The sequence below is a fragment of the Rhizobium sp. BK008 genome (assembly GCF_014197345.1).
Lineage (GTDB): Bacteria > Pseudomonadota > Alphaproteobacteria > Rhizobiales > Rhizobiaceae > Rhizobium > Rhizobium anhuiense.
This window is the reverse complement of sequence record NZ_JACIFK010000012.1, coordinates 85,932-105,703: the sequence shown is the minus strand read 5'-3', so window position 1 is coordinate 105,703 and position 19,772 is coordinate 85,932. Positions and strand designations below refer to the sequence as shown.

Annotated in this window: 16 protein-coding genes and 1 pseudogene; 14 read left to right on the top strand and 3 right to left on the bottom strand. The window is 58.6% G+C overall.

Annotation, left to right across the window (positions count from 1 at the left end; translation table 11 throughout):
- Nucleotides 1–33: 33 nt before the first annotated feature.
- The 8 genes from FHT69_RS31870 to hisN are packed head-to-tail and all read left to right on the top strand — an operon-like array spanning nt 34 to nt 8,420.
- Nucleotides 34–1,014, top strand: coding sequence for an ABC transporter permease (locus FHT69_RS31870; protein WP_183845336.1), 981 nt, complete (start codon nt 34–36; stop codon nt 1,012–1,014).
- Between the two features lies 1 nt (nt 1,015).
- Nucleotides 1,016–1,933 (top strand): ABC transporter permease, encoded by a 918-nt coding sequence (locus FHT69_RS31865; protein WP_183845337.1) that lies wholly within the window; start codon nt 1,016–1,018, stop codon nt 1,931–1,933.
- Nucleotides 1,933–3,744, top strand: a complete 1,812-nt coding sequence (locus tag FHT69_RS31860; protein WP_246712992.1) for an ABC transporter ATP-binding protein — start codon at nt 1,933–1,935, stop codon at nt 3,742–3,744. The genes FHT69_RS31865 and FHT69_RS31860 overlap by 1 nt, the downstream gene beginning before the upstream one ends.
- On the top strand, nt 3,734–4,492 hold the full coding sequence (locus tag FHT69_RS31855; RefSeq protein WP_183845339.1) for a DeoR/GlpR family DNA-binding transcription regulator: 759 nt from the start codon (nt 3,734–3,736) through the stop codon (nt 4,490–4,492). The genes FHT69_RS31860 and FHT69_RS31855 overlap by 11 nt, the downstream gene beginning before the upstream one ends.
- The gene (locus tag FHT69_RS31850; RefSeq protein ID WP_183845340.1) at nt 4,485–5,750 is read left to right on the top strand and encodes a Zn-dependent hydrolase; all 1,266 of its coding nucleotides are present in this window, start codon (nt 4,485–4,487) and stop codon (nt 5,748–5,750) included. The genes FHT69_RS31855 and FHT69_RS31850 overlap by 8 nt, the downstream gene beginning before the upstream one ends.
- Complete coding sequence (locus tag FHT69_RS31845) at nt 5,740–6,669, top strand: phosphotransferase (protein WP_183845341.1); 930 nt, start codon at nt 5,740–5,742, stop codon at nt 6,667–6,669. Before FHT69_RS31850 ends, FHT69_RS31845 begins: the two co-directional genes overlap by 11 nt.
- Nucleotides 6,670–6,680: 11 nt before the next feature.
- Nucleotides 6,681–7,619: a choline kinase family protein gene (locus tag FHT69_RS31840; RefSeq protein WP_183845342.1), complete on the top strand. Its 939-nt coding sequence runs from the start codon at nt 6,681–6,683 to the stop codon at nt 7,617–7,619.
- A 3-nt stretch (nt 7,620–7,622) separates the two neighbouring features.
- The gene (hisN, locus tag FHT69_RS31835) at nt 7,623–8,420 is read left to right on the top strand and encodes a histidinol-phosphatase (RefSeq protein WP_183845343.1); all 798 of its coding nucleotides are present in this window, start codon (nt 7,623–7,625) and stop codon (nt 8,418–8,420) included.
- A gap of 55 nt (nt 8,421–8,475) precedes the next feature.
- Here the strand turns inward: hisN and FHT69_RS31830 are convergent, their stop codons facing one another.
- Entirely contained in the window at nt 8,476–9,234 is a 759-nt protein-coding gene (locus tag FHT69_RS31830; RefSeq protein ID WP_183845344.1) for a DeoR/GlpR family DNA-binding transcription regulator, read from the bottom strand.
- Between the two features lie 1,556 nt (nt 9,235–10,790).
- Between FHT69_RS31830 and FHT69_RS34410 the strand changes: the two are divergent.
- Nucleotides 10,791–12,026, top strand: a pseudogene (locus FHT69_RS34410) (methyl-accepting chemotaxis protein); the annotation flags it as partial.
- 259 nt (nt 12,027–12,285) lie between these two features.
- Here FHT69_RS34410 and FHT69_RS31820 read toward each other — a convergent pair.
- Nucleotides 12,286–13,374: an ROK family transcriptional regulator gene (locus FHT69_RS31820; protein ID WP_183845413.1), complete on the bottom strand. Its 1,089-nt coding sequence runs from the start codon at nt 13,372–13,374 to the stop codon at nt 12,286–12,288.
- Between the two features lie 81 nt (nt 13,375–13,455).
- The gene (locus FHT69_RS31815; protein ID WP_183845414.1) at nt 13,456–14,097 is read right to left on the bottom strand and encodes an SGNH/GDSL hydrolase family protein; all 642 of its coding nucleotides are present in this window, start codon (nt 14,095–14,097) and stop codon (nt 13,456–13,458) included.
- Nucleotides 14,098–14,410: 313 nt separating this feature from the next.
- Here FHT69_RS31815 and FHT69_RS31810 point away from each other — a divergent pair, with 313 nt between their 5' ends.
- The 5 genes from FHT69_RS31810 to FHT69_RS31790 all read left to right on the top strand — a co-directional run bounded on the left by FHT69_RS31810 (nt 14,411) and on the right by FHT69_RS31790 (nt 19,708).
- On the top strand, nt 14,411–15,481 hold the full coding sequence (locus tag FHT69_RS31810) for an ABC transporter substrate-binding protein (protein WP_312865388.1): 1,071 nt from the start codon (nt 14,411–14,413) through the stop codon (nt 15,479–15,481).
- Between the two features lie 85 nt (nt 15,482–15,566).
- Nucleotides 15,567–17,063 carry a sugar ABC transporter ATP-binding protein gene (locus tag FHT69_RS31805; protein WP_183845346.1) on the top strand — a complete coding sequence of 499 codons (1,497 nt, stop codon included), beginning with the start codon at nt 15,567–15,569 and terminating at the stop codon, nt 17,061–17,063.
- A gap of 90 nt (nt 17,064–17,153) precedes the next feature.
- Nucleotides 17,154–18,050 carry an ABC transporter permease gene (locus tag FHT69_RS31800; protein ID WP_246712988.1) on the top strand — a complete coding sequence of 299 codons (897 nt, stop codon included), beginning with the start codon at nt 17,154–17,156 and terminating at the stop codon, nt 18,048–18,050.
- 1 nt (nt 18,051) lies between these two features.
- Complete coding sequence (locus tag FHT69_RS31795) at nt 18,052–19,005, top strand: ABC transporter permease (RefSeq protein WP_183845348.1); 954 nt, start codon at nt 18,052–18,054, stop codon at nt 19,003–19,005.
- Nucleotides 19,006–19,024: 19 nt separating this feature from the next.
- Nucleotides 19,025–19,708: an SGNH/GDSL hydrolase family protein gene (locus FHT69_RS31790; protein ID WP_183845349.1), complete on the top strand. Its 684-nt coding sequence runs from the start codon at nt 19,025–19,027 to the stop codon at nt 19,706–19,708.
- The last annotated feature ends 64 nt before the right edge of the window (nt 19,709–19,772 follow it).

The window sequence follows — 19,772 nt, the reverse complement described above, 5'->3', positions numbered from 1 at the left end:
CGGCCGCCTTCCCCGACAGACTAGGGTAAGTTCATGTTTCTTCTATCATTCCTGTTGAGACGGCTTCTGCAGGGAAGCCTGATCATCCTTCTCGTCATATTCATCATCTTCACGTTGTTGCGTGTGGTGCCGGGTGACCCCGCGCGCCTTATCGTGGGCGGCATGGCCCCCGATGCGGTGGTGGCGATGAAGGCAAAGGAACTTGGTCTTGATCGGGCCATACCGCTGCAATTTGTATCCTATCTTGGCCATTTGGCGACCGGTGATCTCGGCACGTCGTTCGTCAGGCCGAAGAGCGGTGCAAGCCTGGCCGGTTCGGCCTACAACGACCCGACACGGGAAGAGCGGGCGAGAGTTCTCGACCTTATTCTCGGCACATTGCCAATGACCCTGCAACTCGCTGCCGTCGCATTGGTCATCGCCTTGCTCGTTGCTGTTCCACTGGGCCTCGCCGGCGGGCTCTATCAGGGCCGCTGGCCTGACAAACTCGCCCTCGCATTGGGGTCGATCTTCGTCTCGACGCCGAATTTCTGGCTTGGAATTGTTCTGACGCTTTTTCTCTCGGTGAAACTCAGGATACTGCCTGCGATCGGGTATAACGGCTTCGAGTACACCATTCTCCCGGCAATCGTGCTGGCGGTGGAGATTGCGCCTTTCATCCTGCGTACGCTGACCGTTTCTGTTGCGCAGGTGTTGCGCGAGGACTTCATTCAGCTTGCCCCGGTGAGAGGGCTCAGCCGTGGACGCACCATCTTCTCGCATGTGCTTGGCAACTCGGCGGTCCCGCTGATCAACCTGCTCGGCGTACAACTCGGCATGCTTCTGGGCGGCGTTCTGGTGGTCGAGTTCATCTTTGACTATCCCGGCTTGGGGCTCTTGACGATCAATGCCGTTCAACAGCGCGACTTTCCGCTCATACAGGGCGTCGCGATTTTCATTTCCGTGATGTTCGTGGTGATCAACATCCTGGTCGATCTTATCGCGATGACTATCGATCCGAGACTGGAATATTAAGATGACCGATATCGTAGAACAGAGCGCCGGCGAGCGCACCATCGTCAAGCGGGGCACCACACCGACCCGGCGCATGTTGCAGATTGCCGTGGCGCGCCTCGACTTTCGCATTGGCCTCATTGGCTTCGGATTGCTGCTTGGACTTGCGATTCTCTTGCCATTTATCAGTTCGGTTGATCCGCTCAAGATGGCGTACAGCCACAAGTTCGTCCCACCCTTCCCTTCCGAAGGCTGGCAATGGCCGTACGTGCTCGGTACCGATCAGCTCGGCCGGGACGTCCTCATGCGCTGTCTCGTCGGACTGGGTTATTCGCTGTTCATCGGCGCGACGACCGTGATCCTCATGTTCATCGTAGGCTGCAGTCTCGGTCTTCTTGCCGGTTTTCGTGGCGGTTGGCTTGATACGGTCATCATGCGACTGACCGATGCTCAGCTCTCAATTCCCATGATCATTCTTGCCATCACGATCCTTGGTGTGTCCCGCCCAACAGTGCCTGCGATCATCCTCGTGCTTGGTCTTTCAGGATGGCCGCTCTATGCGCGTGTCGCCCGTTCAGTTGCTCTCGGCGAGCGCAGCCGTGGTTACGTTCTCGGCGAGCGTGTGCTCGGCGCATCCGATCTCCGAATCATGCTCCTCTTCGTGGCTCCCGTTGTGCTCCCGCCGATCGCGTTCGTTGCGGTTCTCGACATCGCCCGCATGATGATCTTCGAGTCGATCCTCGGCTTTCTCGGTCTCGGGGTTCAGCCGCCGACACCAACATTCGGGAACGTGATTGCGGATTCACGAAAGTATTTGCTGAACGCTTGGTGGATCGCGACGATGCCCGGTCTGTTCATGCTGATATCGCTGACCTGCCTCAATCTGATGGGTTCGGCATTGGAGCGCGCGCGCAATGCGGTTCTGAGAGGGGATGCGTAATGAGCGATCCAATTCTCACTGTCTCCAATCTCTCAGTCGATCTCCTGCGCGATGGCAGCAAAAGGCGCATCGTCGACAATGTGGGCTTTTCCCTCCAGCCAGGCGAAGTCCTCGGCCTTGTCGGCGAGGCCGGATCGGGCAAGTCGGTGCTTGCGCGCGCAATGGTGAACTCCATCCACGCACCACTTGAAATCTCTTCGGGGAAGGTGATCTTCGAAGGAAAAGATGTCCTCTCGCTCGATGCCCGGGGGCTCAGGTCGATCAGAGGGAACCGCATTGGCTTCATTGGTGCAAACCCCATGGGCTCGCTCGATCCGCGGCTGCCAATCGGCCATCAGATCATCGAGAAGCTTCGATCTGTCCGGCCTGATATCGGTAAGGCGGAAGCTAAGGAAAAGGTTCTCGATCTACTTGGCCGGGTGCATATTCCCTCGCCGCGCTCTCGTTTCCATGAGGCACCCTTCCAATTCTCCGGCGGCATGATGCAGCGTGTAATGATCGTCGATGCGCTCGTTTCCGAGCCATCGCTTGTCATTGCGGACAATATTACGCAGCCGCTCGACGTTACGGTCGCTGCCCAGATTATCAGGCTCATCGACAATCTCAGGGAAAGCCTCGATACGGCATTCCTGTTTATCTCTTCGTCGTTACCCGTGGTGTCACAGATCGCCGAGCGAACGCTCGTTATGCAAGGCGGCCGCATCGTCGAACAGGGCAAGACTGCCGATATTACTGCCGATCCGCAGCAGGCCTATACGCGCGTGCTTCTTTCCCGCATTCCATCGATATGGAAGAACGTATCGGCACCGGAAGCAAAAAACGGTGAGGCTGTCCTGACTGTCGAGAATGCAACACGAACCTATAGGGTACGCCGGCGCGATGCGTTCAATGCATTCAACGAAGTCAAGGCCGTACGAGACGTGTCCTTTACCGTCAAGGCAGGCGAAAATTTTGGCATTGTCGGTGAAAGCGGTTGCGGCAAATCCACGCTTACGCGCCTGCTTGCGTGGCTCGAACAGCCGAACGCCGGACGCATTGCGTTCCTAGGGAAAAACCTCTCGAGTCTCTCCGCTCGTTCGCTGACCGAGATGCGCAAATCGTTCCAACTGCTGTTGCAGGATCCCTACGGATCGCTACCGGCGGGCATGTCGATCATCCGCATGATCGAAGAGCCGCTTCTAATCCACGGGGTCGGCCGGCGCGATGCGGAGCAACGCGCGCGGGAAGCCATGCGCGAAGTGGGTCTTCATGCGGAACTTGCCGATCGATTGCCGGTGGGCCTTAGCGCCGGTCAGCGCCAGCGCATCAACATTGCCCGGGCGCTGGTGCTCAAGCCGCGTCTGTTAATCCTTGACGAGACCTTGTCGGCACTTGACCAGGTCGAGCAGGCCGAGCTTCTCGATCTCTTCAAACGGCTTCAGGCGGCGCACGGGTTTTCCTATATTTTCATATCTCACGACCTGGCGCTGGTCCGTCGGATCTGTCACCGCGTTGCGGTCATGTATCTTGGGCGCATCGTCGAACTGGCGGACAATAAAACCCTTTTCGAACATCCCCAACACCCGTACACGCGGGCGCTGCTCAGCGCCATGCCAACGTTGGAGGAAAACCGTTTCCCGGGCGCGGAATATCTCTTGGATGGCGAGCCACCGAGCCCTATTCATCTACCTGTCGGCTGCTCGTTCCGCTCGCGCTGCCCGCGCGCGCAGACCGATTGCGAAAAGACCGATCCGATGCTGCAGGGTTCCGAGGGCGGCAACTACGCAGCCTGCCTGCATCGGCACGAGGACGAGGCGGTCCATGTCCAGTGAGATCCGCAAGGAGATCATCCTGGAGCGCCTCGGCCGTGATCAACGCGTCAGCGTTGTCGAGCTATCTGCCGAATTCGGTGTCTCGGGTGAAACCATTCGCCGCGATCTGAAGAACCTCGAAGCAGAAGGTGCCGTGCGGCGCGTGCATGGCGGCGCAATTCCAGCAGGTCGTACGGCCGACACGCCGATCACCGAGCGCATCAAGCTCAACTCGGTCGAAAAGGATGCGGTCGCCGGCGTGGCGCGTAACCTGATCAATGACGACTGTGTGATCTTCCTTGATACGGGCACGACGACACTTGCGCTTGCTCGCCGGCTGATCGGCTTCAAAAAGCTGCGGCTCTACACGAATTCCCTGATGATCGCGCAAGCGGCCTGCCAACATTTCGGCGTGAGCGTGCACGTGACGCCCGGAAATCTGCGGCCGATCGAACAGGACCTGGTGGGCTACGACACGCTGTCTTACATCCAGCAGTTTCACTTCGACATGGTCTTTATGGGCGCAGCGGCGATCAATGTGGAATATGGGTTCATGGACTATGAAGAGGACGAGGCGCGAATTCGCCAGATCCTGATCAGAAGATCGTCACGAAGCGTCATGCTGGCCGATCATTCCAAGTTTGGAAGGGTCGGCAATGTGATCACCGCTCCATTCGAAGAAATCGGCACGCTCGTTACAGACCGGCGTCCGCCGGAAGATATCCTTGGCGCCGTTCGGGCTGAAGAATTGGAGATTATTCATGCTTGATGCAGGGACAATCCCGCGTAACGATTTCGATGCGATCTTCGACCGGATCTCTGCCATCGGCGCTGAGCCTGGAGTAGGTGTCACACGTTTGGCGGCAAGCGCCGAGGACGGCATGGCGCGAGGCGTTTTTGCCGTGTGGATGGAGCAGGCAGCCATACAGCTCGCGCACGATGCGATTGGCAACCAGTTCGCCTGCTTCGAATGGGCCGGTCAGGACGCCCCCTGGATTTTTGCGGGCTCCCATCTCGACACCCAGCCGAGAGGCGGCCGTTTCGACGGCACCCTTGGTGTGCTGGCCGCCGGACAGGCGGCACTCGAAATTCACGCCGAGGTTCTCCGTGGGCGTTGCAAGCCGCGCTATAACCTCGCGGTCGTCAACTGGACAAACGAGGAAGGTGCTCGCTATCAACCGAGCCTGACCGGCAGCGCGGTCTATTCCGGCGCACTGGCACTCGATGATGTACTTGAACTGCGCGATGGTGACGGCATATCCCTCAAGGACGCCCTCGCGGCCATAGGTATCAACGGCAGGACAGGAACTGTTCCCCCCTCCCCCAAAGCCTACGTCGAATTGCATGTCGAGCAGGGACGGAAACTTCTCGAAGCGGGCCGACGCATCGGCATCGTCGAAGGAACCTGGGCGGCGCGCAAGACGACCGTGCGCTGGATCGGGCGCGCGTCGCATACCGGCCCGACGCCGATGGCCGATCGCCGCGATGCGCTTCTTGCCGCGGCGCGAGGGATTGCCGCCTTCGAGGCTGTTGTCGCGGCGAGCTATCCCCACCTCCATCGATCGGCGGCGCGCCTCGTGGTCGAGCCCAACTCGCCGAACGTTGTGGTCGATCGAGCGACTGTCTGGTTCGAGCTCAGGGGGCCTGACGTGTCCGAACTGGACGCAGCCGGCGAACTCGCCCTTGCCGCGCTTCGAAAGGCGGCAGCCGATACGGGCACGCAGCTGGAAATCGTCGCCGATACTTTGCGAGATCCTGCCAGCATGGATGGCCGGCTGATGGCGCTTGTCGACCGGGCGGCGCGCTCTTGCGGTTTCGAGCCGTTGACCATGCGTTCCGTCGCAGGCCATGATGCCGTTGCCCTGCAAAACGGCGGCATCCCGTCCGCCCTGATCTTCATTGCGAGCGTCGATGGCATTGCCCATCATCCCGACGAACTGACCGAGCCGGAGGACGTGCAGGCTGGTCTGACGGTGCTGACGACCACGCTTCGCCACCTCGTTGAGGGAGAGTTTCATGCAGGATGATGTTTTAATTCAGGGTGCGCTCGAAGCTGTCGGCCTTTCCGGCGCGAGCCTCTCTGCTCCGATTGGCGGGGTTGTGTCGCCCATTCACCGCGCTGTCGAAAATCTCTGCTTTTTTGCAAGCAAGGCTAATCAGCCGCGGTTCTTCGTCAAACGTCTCCACGATGACATGTCCCAATTTATCGCGCTGGACGGCGTTGTGGAGGCCAGCCGTAAGGCGGGCGAACTGGGCATTGCCCCGCGACTCATCCAGGCCGATCCCGAGGGCGGCGTCCTGGTATTCGAGGCGCTTGATGATGAATGGGACTGGGGCCATGCCGATGTCCTTCGCCGCCCGCGGGTTCTCGAAAATCTTCTGACGGCGAAACGCACCTTCCAGAAAGCGCAGCCGCTTGCGGAAGTACGCAGCGTTTTCGATCTCATTGCCGCCTACCGGCAAGTTGCCGAAGGACCGGGTGTCCTCCTGCCAGCGCCGGTATTCACGGTATCGGCTGCTGTCCAGCGGATTGCCGGCGCCATCGGCGCCGCGGGTGTCGATACGGTCCCATGCCATGCGGACGGCGCCTCGTCGAACGTCATGGTCGGGCCGGACGACGGAGTTCGGCTGGTCGATTTCGAGTGGGCGCGCCAGGCGGACCCCGCGTACGATATCGGAACCGTGCTGGCCGAACTCCTCCCCTTCGATGGCGACGCGCTCTTGGCGATCGAGATCGCAACCGGAAAGCCGGATGCGGGTGTGCTTGCACGCGGCCGTCTCTACGGTGCGGCCGACGATCTCATGTGGGCGCTTTGGGGCTTCATCAATGCCGCCCACTCGCCACGCAAGCATGTTGAATTCTTCAAATATGCCGAATGGCGGCTTCTGAGAGCCCGCACGGTCATCGAAGGACCACGCTTCGAGACATGGCTGAAACAGGTCTGACGGAGAAAGCGATGAGACGCAGATTAGGCGAAGGCGCGTCGCAGGCGGAACGGGCGATCGAGCAGGCGATCGCAGCCGTGGCGGATTGGCGGGGCCTCGATGTTTCCTACGAACCGGTGCCCGGCGGCATCAGCAACCCCAATTGGCGCGTCTACGTCTTCGGTGCGCCACACAGCTTCTTCGTGAAGATTCCCGGTGCTGGAACCGAAATGTTCATCGACCGAAGAACGGCGAACGAAGCGGGCCGCAAGGCGCATGAAGCGGGCGTCGGGGCCCGGATCATCGACTTCTTCCCCGAAACCGGGGTCGAGGTGAGTGAATTCGTCGAAGGGCTGAGAACATCAACCAATGCCGATTTCCTGGATCCGGTCATACGCCTGAATGGTCTTCGCGCGCTGAAAGCCTTCAACGATACCGCCCCGCTTTCGCAGCAAAAGACAACCTTCGACATGATCGACGAACATTTCCAGCAGGCTCTGGATCTGGGCGGCGAATTTCCGAGCGACTTCGGCTGGATGAACGCGCGCTATCGCGAGGCGCGCAGCGCACTGGAGGCGTCAGGTCTCGATCTGGCACCGTGCATGAACGATACGCTGGCTGGCAATTTCCTCCTCCATTCCGATCGCCGGGTCATGCTCGTCGATTTCGAATACGCGTCGACCAATGATCGCGCTGCCGAACTGGCGCTCTGGTTCTGCGAGATGTGCTTCTCGCCCGAGATCGAGAAGGAACTGATCGAGGAATATTATGGTCGGGCGGACCCGAGCATCCTGGCGCGGATCTCACTATTCAAGGCGCTCGTCGACCTCAAATGGGCGACTTGGGCCATGGTGCAGAACGAAGTCTCACGTCTGGATTTCGACTTTTTCAAATATGGATTCTGGAAACATATGCGGGCACGTTTCGTGATGAGCAATCCGCTATGGTCGCAGTGGCTGAAGGCGGTCTGACACATGCCTATTCAAACCAACGAAAACCTGGTCTCGCCCGATTTTTTTCGCCGCCTGGCAGTTGTAGCGAGGCGTGAGGCATTGCCGCGGTTTCGATTGCCAGGCGCGGTTGTCAACAAGGCCGCCGGAGGGTTCGATCCGGTCACCGAAGCCGACCGGGAAACAGAAAAAGCCATTCGAAAGCTCATTCGTACCGAGTACCCGGATCACGGCATTCTGGGCGAAGAATTCGGCAATGAAGGTGCGGATGCTCGCCTGGTCTGGGTCATCGACCCGATCGACGGAACAAGGTCATTCATATCAGGTATCCCGCTCTGGGGGACTCTTGTTGGCCTGACCAAGGATGGTGGCGCAGTTGCCGGCATGATGGCGCAGCCCTTTATCGGCGAGTTGTTCTATGCCACCGGCAACGGTGCTTTTTATGAGGGTCCGCATGGTCAGGCGCAGCTCTCAACCAGCGCCACGAAGGACCTCTCTGAGGCGACGCTGTTTACGACTACGCCTGCCATCTTCGAAGCGGCCCGCAGAGCACGCTACGACCAGCTTGAGAAAAAGGTCCGTTTGGCTCGTTATGGAACGGATTGCTATGCCTATTGCATGCTTGCAGCAGGCCAGATTGACTGCGTTGTCGAAGCTGGCCTTTATCCCTACGACATCGTCGCGCTCGTCCCGATCATTGAACAGGCGGGCGGCGTTGTGACCGACTGGGATGGGGGGCCCGCCGAGCAGGGCGGCGGTATCGTCGCTGCTGCAAATGCCGCGCTTCACACTCAAATCATGGGCGTTCTGCACGGAGAGTGACCCCGTCTCTCCTTCAGGTGGCGGATATTACCAACCTGATGCTTTCAGCGGACTGTCAACCGTGGATGATTTCAAGATCGGCCCTTTTTGCCGCCGCCAGGATATCCGTCGGCGGGCGCTGATCGGTGACCAATGTGTTTACGCTGGAAAACGCGGCGGTAATGACATTGCCGGTTTTGCCGCACTTTGAATGGTCGGCCAGCATGATGCTTCGGGCCGTCTGCTTCAGTAGAGCTTGGCGGATTCTCGCTTCATCCTCTTCATAGTCCATGAAGCCATATTCCGCCTTGATCGCCGCCACGCCCATGAAGACGATGTCGAAGTGGAACTGCTGGATGTAGGACAGCGTGTCGTAGCCGACCAGGTCCTGTTCGATAGGGCGGAGATTTCCCGGTGTCATCTGGACCCGGACGCCAAAATGCTGGCAGGCGGCTTGCGCCACCATTAGGGAATTCGTGTAGAGCCTTAGCTTCTTGAAGCCAACCAGGTGCCGCGCAAGGGATAAAGTGGTGGTGCCAGTATCTAGAAAGATGGCACAGTCATCGTTGATCAGGTTGCGCGCCATCTGCGCGACCGCATCCTTTTCGAGCGCATTAAACCTGATGCGATCGGTGATCGGCACATCAGCGGTGCGCCCGGCCGGTATAGCTCCTCCGTGAACACGCCGGACGGCCCCCTCGGCCTCGAGGTCCTTCAGATCGCGTCGAATGGTTTCACCCGAAACACCGAACTCCGCGGAAAGCTCGACAACGCTGACGCGTTGGTCACGATCCAGCCGTTCCAGAATGACTTCCTTGCGGACTTCGCTCGACATCGACGGCTTCTTCCTCGGGTCGGTGCGGGCCGACAGCAACGTTGATGCTGACAGTCCCTGGAGTGGCGGATCTATGCGTTCGTAGTTGGATGACCGCGAACCCGGAAGCCCACGACGTTGTCCTTGGAATTGTGTATTTATGTGGTGTTTGCGCATCTTTCAAACGAAATGCCCTGATTTCCACGGACGAGAATTCTGAAACGCCACCCTGCCCGCCCGCGGCTCGCTTCCGATGTGACGAGCAACGTGTACACGTTTCATAGGTTATTTCAGTACCAGTCCCGGTGGTGACAACTCCAGCCCAGATCGCCCGTATGTGGATATGTTGCAATATTTAAGCGATATCATCAACGAATTGGCCTTAAAGCCACAAAAGCAACATTGGAAAACCTCAAAAGATCCGAGCAGGATTCTGTGCAAGGCATTGAAAATAGTAAGAAACTTTCGGGTCGTAACGGATTTTTTAGAAGTATCGTCAATGATGATTTGCAACTGTTTGAACTCGAAATGGATTCAAAATGCAGATGTCCCACAATTCTTTGCGACTCTTCCACCGCATGCGGTCCATCAAAGCCAAGTTTGCGGCCGTGATCATAGGAACAGCAATCGTTTCTTGCGCGTCTGTCGGGGCATTGAGCTATCAGATCGGAAAGAACGGTTTGATAGAGGCAAGCAAGATCCGCCTCGAGGCAATCGCAGCAAATCAGTCGAAGGCGCTCAGAGCCTATGATGAACGGGTAGCGCAGACGCTGACCGAAATTGCACAGAGCCAGTCGCTCGGCGAAATGACGGAGCAGGCCGGAAAGGCCATCGCGATGTCTGACCAAAAGGTACGCGAGGCGTTCCAAGACATGTCGAAGACTCCTGAACAAAGAGCAGCTTTCGACGGATCGACGGTCAAGATGCTCTATTCCGTCAAGCATAGCTCGGTGCATGGGCCACTGTTCAGCGCCTGGAAGAATGCCGATCTGAGCGATATCTTCGTCATCGATAACAATGGCCAGCTGGTCTACACAGTGACCAAGGGACCGGAGTTCATGGCGACCGTTCAGGATCCGAAGAACGCGTCCCTGAGGTCGCTGTTTGATTCATCCGTCGCCGGCCCCGCCGATCAGGTGTACCGGACGGGGTTCATACCGTTCAAAAGCGAGGAAGGCGACGTTTCGGCTTTTCTTGCTAAGCCCCTTGCCAACGTCGTCTGGGGCTCAGTTGTCAAACGTGGCACCGTCGTGATCCGGATCGCACCAGCCAAGCTTCTGGCGCTCATTTCGCCCGAAGGGCTGGGCCGGGCTGTTGACGAGGCTTTTCTTATCGGCGCCGATGGCACATTGCGGGCCGGCAAGGTAGCGGAAGGCGGCTTAGCGCCGCAACTGGTTCAGGCTGCCAGAGACCAAAAGAGTGGTTCCATCTTCGCCGACGCCGCCAACGGCGTGAATTTTTATTCCTATGTGCCGGTGACGCTTTTCGGGCAACCGCACCTTCTGGTCATTGGCCAGGATAAGGCGAAGGTTCTCGCCTCAGCGGATGAACTTGCGAAGTGGGCTGGTCTGACCACCTTGGCGGTGCTGTTCGGCATGGGGATCGTGGGTTACATTTTCTCGTCTCGCCTCACGAAACCCTTGAAAGACATCACAGGCTTGATGAACCGCCTAAACAACGGTGATCAGACGATCGAGATCCGATCCGTGTCGCGTACCGACGAAATCGGCGTTATGGCGCGTGCGCTCGAATCCTTTCGTCAAAGCGCCGTCGACAAGGTGCGAATGGAGGATGAGGCGATCCACCGCAATGGGCTGCTCGAACAGGAGAGACAACTGCGCGAGACCGAAAGGGCAAGAAGCGCGGCAGAGTTGGAAGTGGCCATGTCAGCGCTGGCGACCGGTCTGAAGGATCTTGCCGAGGGGAAACTGGATCATCGCATTGAGCATCCTTTCGCCCCGTCGCTCGACCAGCTTCGACAGGATTTCAACGGTTCGATGACGCGGCTGCAGGCGACGATGCGCCAGATCCGCGACAATGTCGAAATGATCCAGGGCAATGGCAACCAGATGGCGGAGGCGGCTGAAGACCTTGCCAAGCGGACCGAGCAGCAGGCTGCCTCGCTCGAGGAAACGGCGGCCGCCGTCGACGAGATCACGGTCACGGTTCGCTCGTCAGCGGAGCGTGCCAAGGACGCCGACCAGATCGTTCGCCAGGCCAAGCGGAGCGCAGACGACTCGGCTATCGTCGTCAACAATGCGATCGACGCGATGGGCCGCATCGAAGAAGCCTCCCGCGAGATCGAACAGATCACCGGTGTGATCGACGAGATCGCCTTTCAGACCAATCTGCTGGCGCTCAACGCCGGCGTCGAGGCAGCCCGTGCCGGAGAGGCCGGCAAAGGCTTTGCCGTCGTAGCCCAGGAGGTGCGCGAACTCGCGCAACGTTCCGCCAAGGCAGCCAAGGAGATCAAGGTCCTCATCAACAAGTCGACAGCCGAGGTCAACACAGGCTCGCACCTGGTTCAGGAAACCGGGGCGGTGCTGGCGAAGATCAGCACGCAGATTGTCACGATCAGCCAGCATGTCGAGACGATTGCCCGCGGCAGCCACGATCAGTCGAGCGCGCTGCAGGGCGTCAACGCGACCGTCAATCAGATGGATCAAATGACACAGCACAATGCGGCCATGGTCGAGGAGACGACGGCCGCGAGCCGCGAACTCGCCTCCCAGGCCGACAGCCTGCTGGCCCTGGTCCAGCAGTTCAAGATCGAAGGAAATGGACGAGAATTCGGGTTTTATAGGGCCGCCTGATTTGCGGCAGTCCAAATGGATTTAGCACCCTCATCTTCGTCGAAGTCAGTTCTAGGGCCGGCAACCAATGTTGCCGGCTGGACGACAATTCGCCGGGACGCCGATGACGTACCGCCCCACAAACAGAAGGCGCTCATCAGGCTTAGATCACGGCTCTGCTGCACGCGAAATGTCAGTTCGTTTTATAGCGAGTTGGTGACGTGAGAAGTCTGTCGCAAGGTCCCAGCCTTTAGAAGCAGCCTCTAGCCGCTGCGATCAGCTAGACACCACTCTCGACCATGAACCTTGACATGAACGGCAGACTTGCAGCGCCGACCGCCTTTGGTGCGCTCAGAATGCTTGTCGGCATGACCGGGACCGCGGGAACCAATTTCTGCAGCAAGAGACAAACATTCCGAGAAATGTTGGCCGGCACAAACGAAGATACGATAACGGCTTCCAGCTCGACAAACTGGGTAAGCGACTTGACGATGCGGTGCATCTCTTCCGCGAGCCTGCCTTCCCATTCGAGAACCAGGCCGTTTTCGGGCCATGGTGCAAGCGGCTGCCAAAGATGATCCGTCGGGGCACCTGCGGAGGTCAACTTGGATTCCAATGACGCCACCCCCACATCGAAACTGACCACCGAATTGCCGTGATGAATCTGGTGGTTCAGCACCAGGCGGCTGTGGAGGTTTGCACCGATGTAAAAATAGAGATAGTCGGAAAACGGCTTGGCAATGCCAAACATGCTCTCGCCGCTGGCCGCAGCGGTGATGTCGTTCTGCACGAACACCGAGTATCCGGTCAGTTCCTCGACTTCCTTTTGCAGGGAGTCGAAATAGGCTTTCGCCTCACGACCCTCCGATGCGCTCGACGGCAGAGCGAGACCAATACCGGCCAGCCGCTTTTGAGCATTCTTCGGAACAATGTTCACCGCCTGACGAATGGTGTCGATGAACATCGTCTGGTTGCTGTCGCGCTCGGGTCGCGGGTTGGGCAACTGCATGTGATAGCGAATGGCGCCCACGAAATCGATCAGCACGACGTCTGTCCGCTTCAGGCCAACGCTGATGCCAATCGAAAAAGCCCCCTCGGGATTGAGGGCTACAGGGACGGTCGGCGGGCCCACACGCCCCTTTTGGGCTTCTCCCTTTGAAACCAGCCCCTCCTGTTCCAGCGATCTGACGAGCACCGAGATCGTCTGGGCTGAGAGGCCTGTCCGTTCGCCGATCTCCAGTCTGGTAATCTCACTGTTTTGAAGCAGCAGCGACAGGAGCAGGCGCTCATTGTAGCTGCGCACGCTAACGGCGTTCAGGCCGGTTGCCCGATCGGCAATACGCAGGGGATTGGGTGGTGCAAAACGCATATCAGGCATCAATGCAATCCTCGCCGAGTAAGGCATAAAGATGAACTGGCATCCATTTGTCGTGTCGTTGCGGCAATATCATCATCTCCAACCGATCGCCTCGACTTCCCTGGCAATCGCTGTTCCCAAGGCTTCATGCGCTTCCCGGTTGATGTGAAAACCATCCCGCGGATCACAGGCCGCGACGGTAGCGGCGTCAAAGAAATGGACTTCGAGCGAATCGGCAATAATTTCAAACTCGAGGGCGAGACGCCGGGATTTCTCCTGGGCGCCAGAAAAAATAGGTTCCCATTCCTTGATATCGTCCAGCATCGGCGGTGGTGCAACGACCATGATTTCGGGGGGCTTGCCGCCCGGGCCGGGCGCAAGTTCCCTGATATCGTAGACCAGGCAACCGATCCCCATCGCCACTTCGGAGGGTGGTTGACCGAAGCGCGCCTTCAGGTCGTTCGTCCCGAGCATGATGATGACAAGGTCGAGGATCGCATGGCTCATGAGGCACGGCCGCAGGTAGGTCCGGCCGTTTTTCATCGATCCCTCGATCGGATCGTCGCGAACCGTCGTGCGGCCACTTAGACCCTCCTCGATTACGTACCACTGGCTTCCAAGCTCCCGCCTCAAAACGCCAGGCCAGCGCTCGTTTGGCCCATATCGGTCGAGCGGCGAGCCCCCCGGAATTTGGCCATGCGTATTCGAGTCGCCGTAACATAAGACTGACCGCATTTCCTCCCCACCTTTATGGCAAATCATAAAGACGCATGAACATTCTGAGGTGATTATGGCCTTTGTCGATCTGTGGCGCAAGTTTATTGATATTCATTCAGTCTGAATAATTATTGACAGCGTTTCAGAGGTGTGGCATTTCTGTGAATGGGAGAGCAAGATTTCCAGGAACTGAACATAGCCAACCCCCGTCATCCAATGGCGTTGGCCCGCGACTAAAGCCGCTTCAGCGGCCTGGATAAGTGCGTCTCCGTGTCAATGGAGATCCGACGTCGATGAGGACGACGGTGTTTGTGCAAGGGAGGAATTCTCAGTGAACGGCTATCTGAAATCTATTCTCGGGGCGACGCTTGTGGTGGCATCCACCGCGGGCCCGCTTTGGGCTGATGACGTCAAGTTCATGGACGGCATCACGCCGCGAGTTGGCGACAACCCGCAGACCGAAGCTGGCAAGTACAAGAAGGATTGCGGCTGGGTCATCGGCATGAGCGACTTTGGCGTCAACGCCAATACCTGGACGGTCCAGGTCGCTCACGAGTCCGAGGCTGCTGCTGCTGCCAACAAGTGCATCAAGAAGTTCATCCTGCTCGACGCCGGCTTTGACCAGAAGAAGCAGGTTGCCGACATCGAAGATCTGATCGCGCAGAAAGTCGACGCGATCATCGTCCAGCCGGTCACGTCCACCTCCGCCAACGCATCGATGAAGAAGGCGATTGCTGCTGGCATTCCGGTCATCGTCCATACCGGCCGCGTTGAAACGGACGATTACACGACAGAAATCCAAGGCGGTGCCGAGCACTTCGGCAAGGTGATGGGCGACTGGCTCGTCAAGACGGTCGGAAACGACGGCAAGATCTGGGTGCTGCGCGGTCTTGCCGGCCATCCGGAAGACACCAACCGCTACAATGGTCTTCTGGAATCGCTGAAGGGCACAAACGTCAAGATCGTCGCCGAAGAGCATGGCGATTGGCAGTATGACAAGGGCAAGAGCGTTTGCGAGACCCTCTACCTGAACAACCCGGATGTGAACGGCATCTGGTCGTCGGGCGCCGACATGACGCGCGCCTGCGTCGACGTCTTCAAGCAGTTCGGCGCCAAGATCCCGCCGATCTCGGGCGAAGGCAACAACGGGTTCTTCGGCCAGTGGATCAACGACGGCTTCGAGTCGATCTCTGCAGAATACTCGCCGGCCCAGGGTGCCGAGGGCGTGCACGCTGCGATTGCTCTGCTCGAGGGCAAGCAGCTCTACAAGCACTACGACTACAATCCTCCGGGATGGGATCTCGAGAAGGTCAAGAAGTATTACCGCGACGATCTCTCCGCGAACGTCTGGTGGCCCTCTCAGCTCTCCGAAGACGATCTGAAGAAGTATTATAGCAAGTAATCATTCTCCCGCGGCGCGTCCGCCGGTTTCGTTCCGGAACCGGCGGATGGCCACCGGAACGGAATTGCGTGATTGGGAGGAAGCAATGGCCAACCTTGTAGAAATGTCGAACATTTCAAAGTCGTTTGGCGGAAGTCTGGCACTTGATAGAGTGTCGCTGGAGCTCTTGCCGGGTTCGGTGCATGCCCTGATGGGCGAGAATGGCGCCGGTAAATCGACCCTCATGAAGATCCTTGCGGGTGTTCATCGGCCCGACAGCGGCGATATCTTCAAGAACGGCCACAAGATCTCCTTCGTCAATCCGAAAGAGGCACTTGATTTCGGCATATCGACCGTCTTCCAGGAAATGACGCTCCTGTCAAACCTCACGATCGCCGAAAACATGTTTCTCGGGCGTGAGCCGGTCACGCGCTTCGGCACTGTCGACTACAAGCGCATGAATGCCGAAACCAGCAAAGCGCTGAAGGAGCTTTCGCTCAACCTCGATCCGCGGACGCTGGTTTCGAATCTCAGCATCGCCGAACGGCAGTTCGTCGAGATCGCCCATGGCATCAAGGCCGATGCCTCGATTTTCATTCTCGATGAGCCGACGGCTGCTCTTAATGCCGCCGATGTCGAGATCATGAACAAGCATATCCGGCGACTGCGCGATGCGGGCAAGGCGATCGTCTATATCTCGCACCGGATGGATGAAATCTTCCAGATCTGTGACACGGTCACGGTCCTGAAAGACGGCAAGCTGGTGGGCACGCGCCCTCTTTCCGAAATGACGCCGACATCGCTCATCGCAATGATGGTCGGCCGGGAATTGAAAGACCTTTTCCCGGAAAGAAACAACTCGGCAGCCGGCGAGCCGATGCTCGATATAAAGCACTTCAAGATCGGCGCGTCGACGAAGCCTTTCTCGCTGCATGTTTTCAAGGGTGAGATTGTTGCTCTCGCGGGGCTGGAAGGGCAAGGGCAGCAGAAACTCATGCGCTCGCTCGTTGGCCAGTTCCAGCCGTTTTCCGGCACCGTCACATTCCAGGGGAAATCACTTGCCTTGCCCGTGCCGAATGAGAACGGCATCCGCAAGCTGCAGCAGATGGGTGTGGGGTTCGTTCCTGAAGATCGCAAGGAAGAGGGTCTGTTCCTGAACCTTCCGATTGCCCACAATATCGAGATTGCCCTTCATTCGGCACGGAGGGGTTTTTCCCCCGCGAAGAACTATCGGAAGGTCGTTGCCGACACGATCCAGCGGCTGAATGTGCGGACGATCAATGCGTCCGCGCCCGTTGGCGCTCTTTCCGGCGGCAATCAGCAGAAGGTTCTGCTCGGACGCTATATCGCCGCCAATCTCGACATCCTGCTGATTGAAGAGCCGACACGCGGCGTCGACATCGGCGCCAAATCGGAAATCTACAAGCTGCTTCGCGACTTCACGCAGAACGGTGGGGCCGTGCTGGTCCTGTCGAGGGAAACCGTGGAACTCATCGGTCTATGCGATCGCATCTACGTCGTCCATGGCGACACCGTTGTCGCCGAGATGCCCGCCGCAAAGGCCACCGAGCACGACATCCTCGACGCCGCCTTGAGCGCGTGAACGCCAAATCTGAGAGTCAAACCGATGACTAAGGCCCTTGCAAGACTATTTACGGGAAGTCAGAACCGCCAAGGTCTCTGGATTGTTCCCTTGCTGATCACCATCGTCTTCAGTATTGCACTGATCGTTCAGACAGATCAGTTCCTGAACCGTGAAAACCTGTTCAACCTGATCGCCCAGGCAATGCCGCTGATCATCACGGCGGTCGGCCAGCTGTTCGTAATCCTCGTCGGCGGCCTCGACCTTTCCGTCGGATCGCTGATCAGCTTCACGACAGCCATACTGGCGTTGGACGCCCCGGGCTACATTACGATACCGGCAGTCTTCCTGCTGGCGGCCCTGCTCGGCCTGACCAACGGCATCGTGATCACTCGTCTCAACGTCCATCCGATCATCGCGACGCTGGCGATGCAATATATCGTGCTCGGAGCTGCGCGCATCTTGCGTCCCGTCTCCGGGGGAACAATTCCGGATGTCGTCATCCGCTCGGTCTCCGGGTCGTTCCTGGGGATACCCATGCCGATATTCTGGGGCATCTGTGTCGCCCTGGTTGCCTGGAAATTGCTCTACGGCTCGCGGTTCGGACTTCACCTCTTCGCGATCGGCGGCGGTATTTCCAGCGGCGTAGAAGACGCCACACGCAACTTCGGTGTCGCCGACAAGCGCAATGTCGTCCTTTCCTATGTCGCCTGCTCGTGCTTTGCGGCTCTTGCCGGCGTGTTCCTGGCCGGCCGCATCGTGTCCGGAGATCCGAATGTCGGACTTCTCTTCGAGCTCGATGCGATCACGGCCGTCGCCATTGGCGGCACGCAATTGTCCGGCGGCGTCGGCAGCCTTCAGGGCACGATTATCGGAGCCCTGGTGTTGGCGCTCCTCTCCAACGGCATGAATCTGGTCAACGTTTCGCCGTTTATTCAGACGGCGATCAAGGGCGGCATCCTGCTCCTTGTCGTCGGTTTCCAGACACGCAAGAAGATGGGGCTCTAAGATGTCAGCCTTCGCGAACAATCCCGCAATTCAGCGAATGCTCAGGGTTGCGCCCGCATACTATGTCTTTGCATTGCTACTGATCGTCTTGTGGGTTTCGCGCCCGCAGATGCTGAATGCAAATGTCATGGGCATCTTCATTCGCCAGGTGGCGCCTCTCGGTGTCCTCGTCCTTGGTCAGTTGCTCGTCATGCGCGTCAAAAGCATTGACCTCGCAGGCGGCGGCATCATCCTGCTCGTCAACTACTTCATTTCGTCGAATCTTCTTCCCGGAATGTCGGCGACAGGTTTCGTCCTGCTCGCTCTGTTCACGGGCACGGCAATCGGTCTGTTCAACGGTTTCATGGTCGGCAAGCGGCGTGTCTCGGCGGTTATCGTGACCCTTGCAGTCAGCATCATCCTTGTCGGGGCCGTGCAGTTTCTGTCGAGCGGCAAGCCGCCGGGCAACGTGCCGACCTACTTCAACACCATCTACAATGTGAAACTTGGTCCCCTGCCGCTCCCGGTTCTGTTCTGGGTCGTGCTGACGGCGCTGTTGTCCCTGCTTCTGTCGAGAACGGTGTTCGGGCGCTACGTCACCTCGGTGGGTGCCAATGCGGAAGCCGCGCACTTCTCAGGCGTTCCCGTCGAACGCACGGTTGTCGTGGCGCACACACTCGCAGGCCTTATCGCCGGCATCGCCGCCCTCGTTCAAACGGCGTCGATTGCGGTCGGAAGCGTTCGTGTCGGCCTGGATCTCCCGATCCTGTCCGTTGCGGCGACCATTCTCGGCGGCGTGGTGTTCGGCCGGGGGGAAGGTGGCGTCTGGGGGCCGTTCTTCGGTGTCCTTTCGTTCGCGCTCCTCTTTGTCGTGATGACGTCCTTCGGCGTCAGCGACTCCGGGAAACTCATCGCGCAAGGTCTCATCATCCTGCTTGCGGCCATTTTCTACGGCCTCAAGGCACGCAACTCGTAGTTATCGGAGGAATAACGATATGGCAGAGAGCCGCTCAATACTGTGTTTTGGGGATTCACTCACCTGGGGATGGATTCCGGTGCCGGAATCGTCGCCGACCCTCAGATACCCCTTTGAGCAGCGCTGGACCGGCGCCATGGCAGCGGCGCTGGGTGACGGCTATGCGATCATCGAGGAGGGCTTAAGTGCCCGCACAACGAGCGTCGAGGACCCCAACGATCCCCGGCTAAATGGGAGCGCCTATTTGCCGATGGCGCTCGCCAGCCACCTGCCGCTCGATCTTGTGATCATTTTGCTCGGCACCAACGATACCAAGTCCTACTTCCGCCGCACGCCCTACGAGATCGCCAACGGCATGGGCAAGCTTGCAGGCCAGGTTCTCACCTGTGCCGGCGGTATCGGCACGCCCTACCCTGCGCCGAAGCTCCTGATCGTTTCGCCGCCGCCGCTCGCTCCCATGCCTGACCCATGGTTCGAAGGCATGTTTGGTGGTGGCTACGAAAAGTCCCTCGAACTCGCAAAGCAGTACAAGGCGCTCGCCAATTTCCTGAAGGTCTACTTCCTCGACGCCGGTGAGTTCGTAAAGACCGATGGCTGCGACGGGATCCATTTCTCTGCCGAGACGAACATCACGCTCGGCCGGGCAATCGCGGCGAAGGTCGAAGCGATTTTCTCACAAGAGGCGAAGAACGCTGCAGCTTAGCAGTCTTCCGCCGCCGGCCGCCAGCGTCTCCCTCCCAGGACGCTGGCGGTCCCCTTCTGTCAAC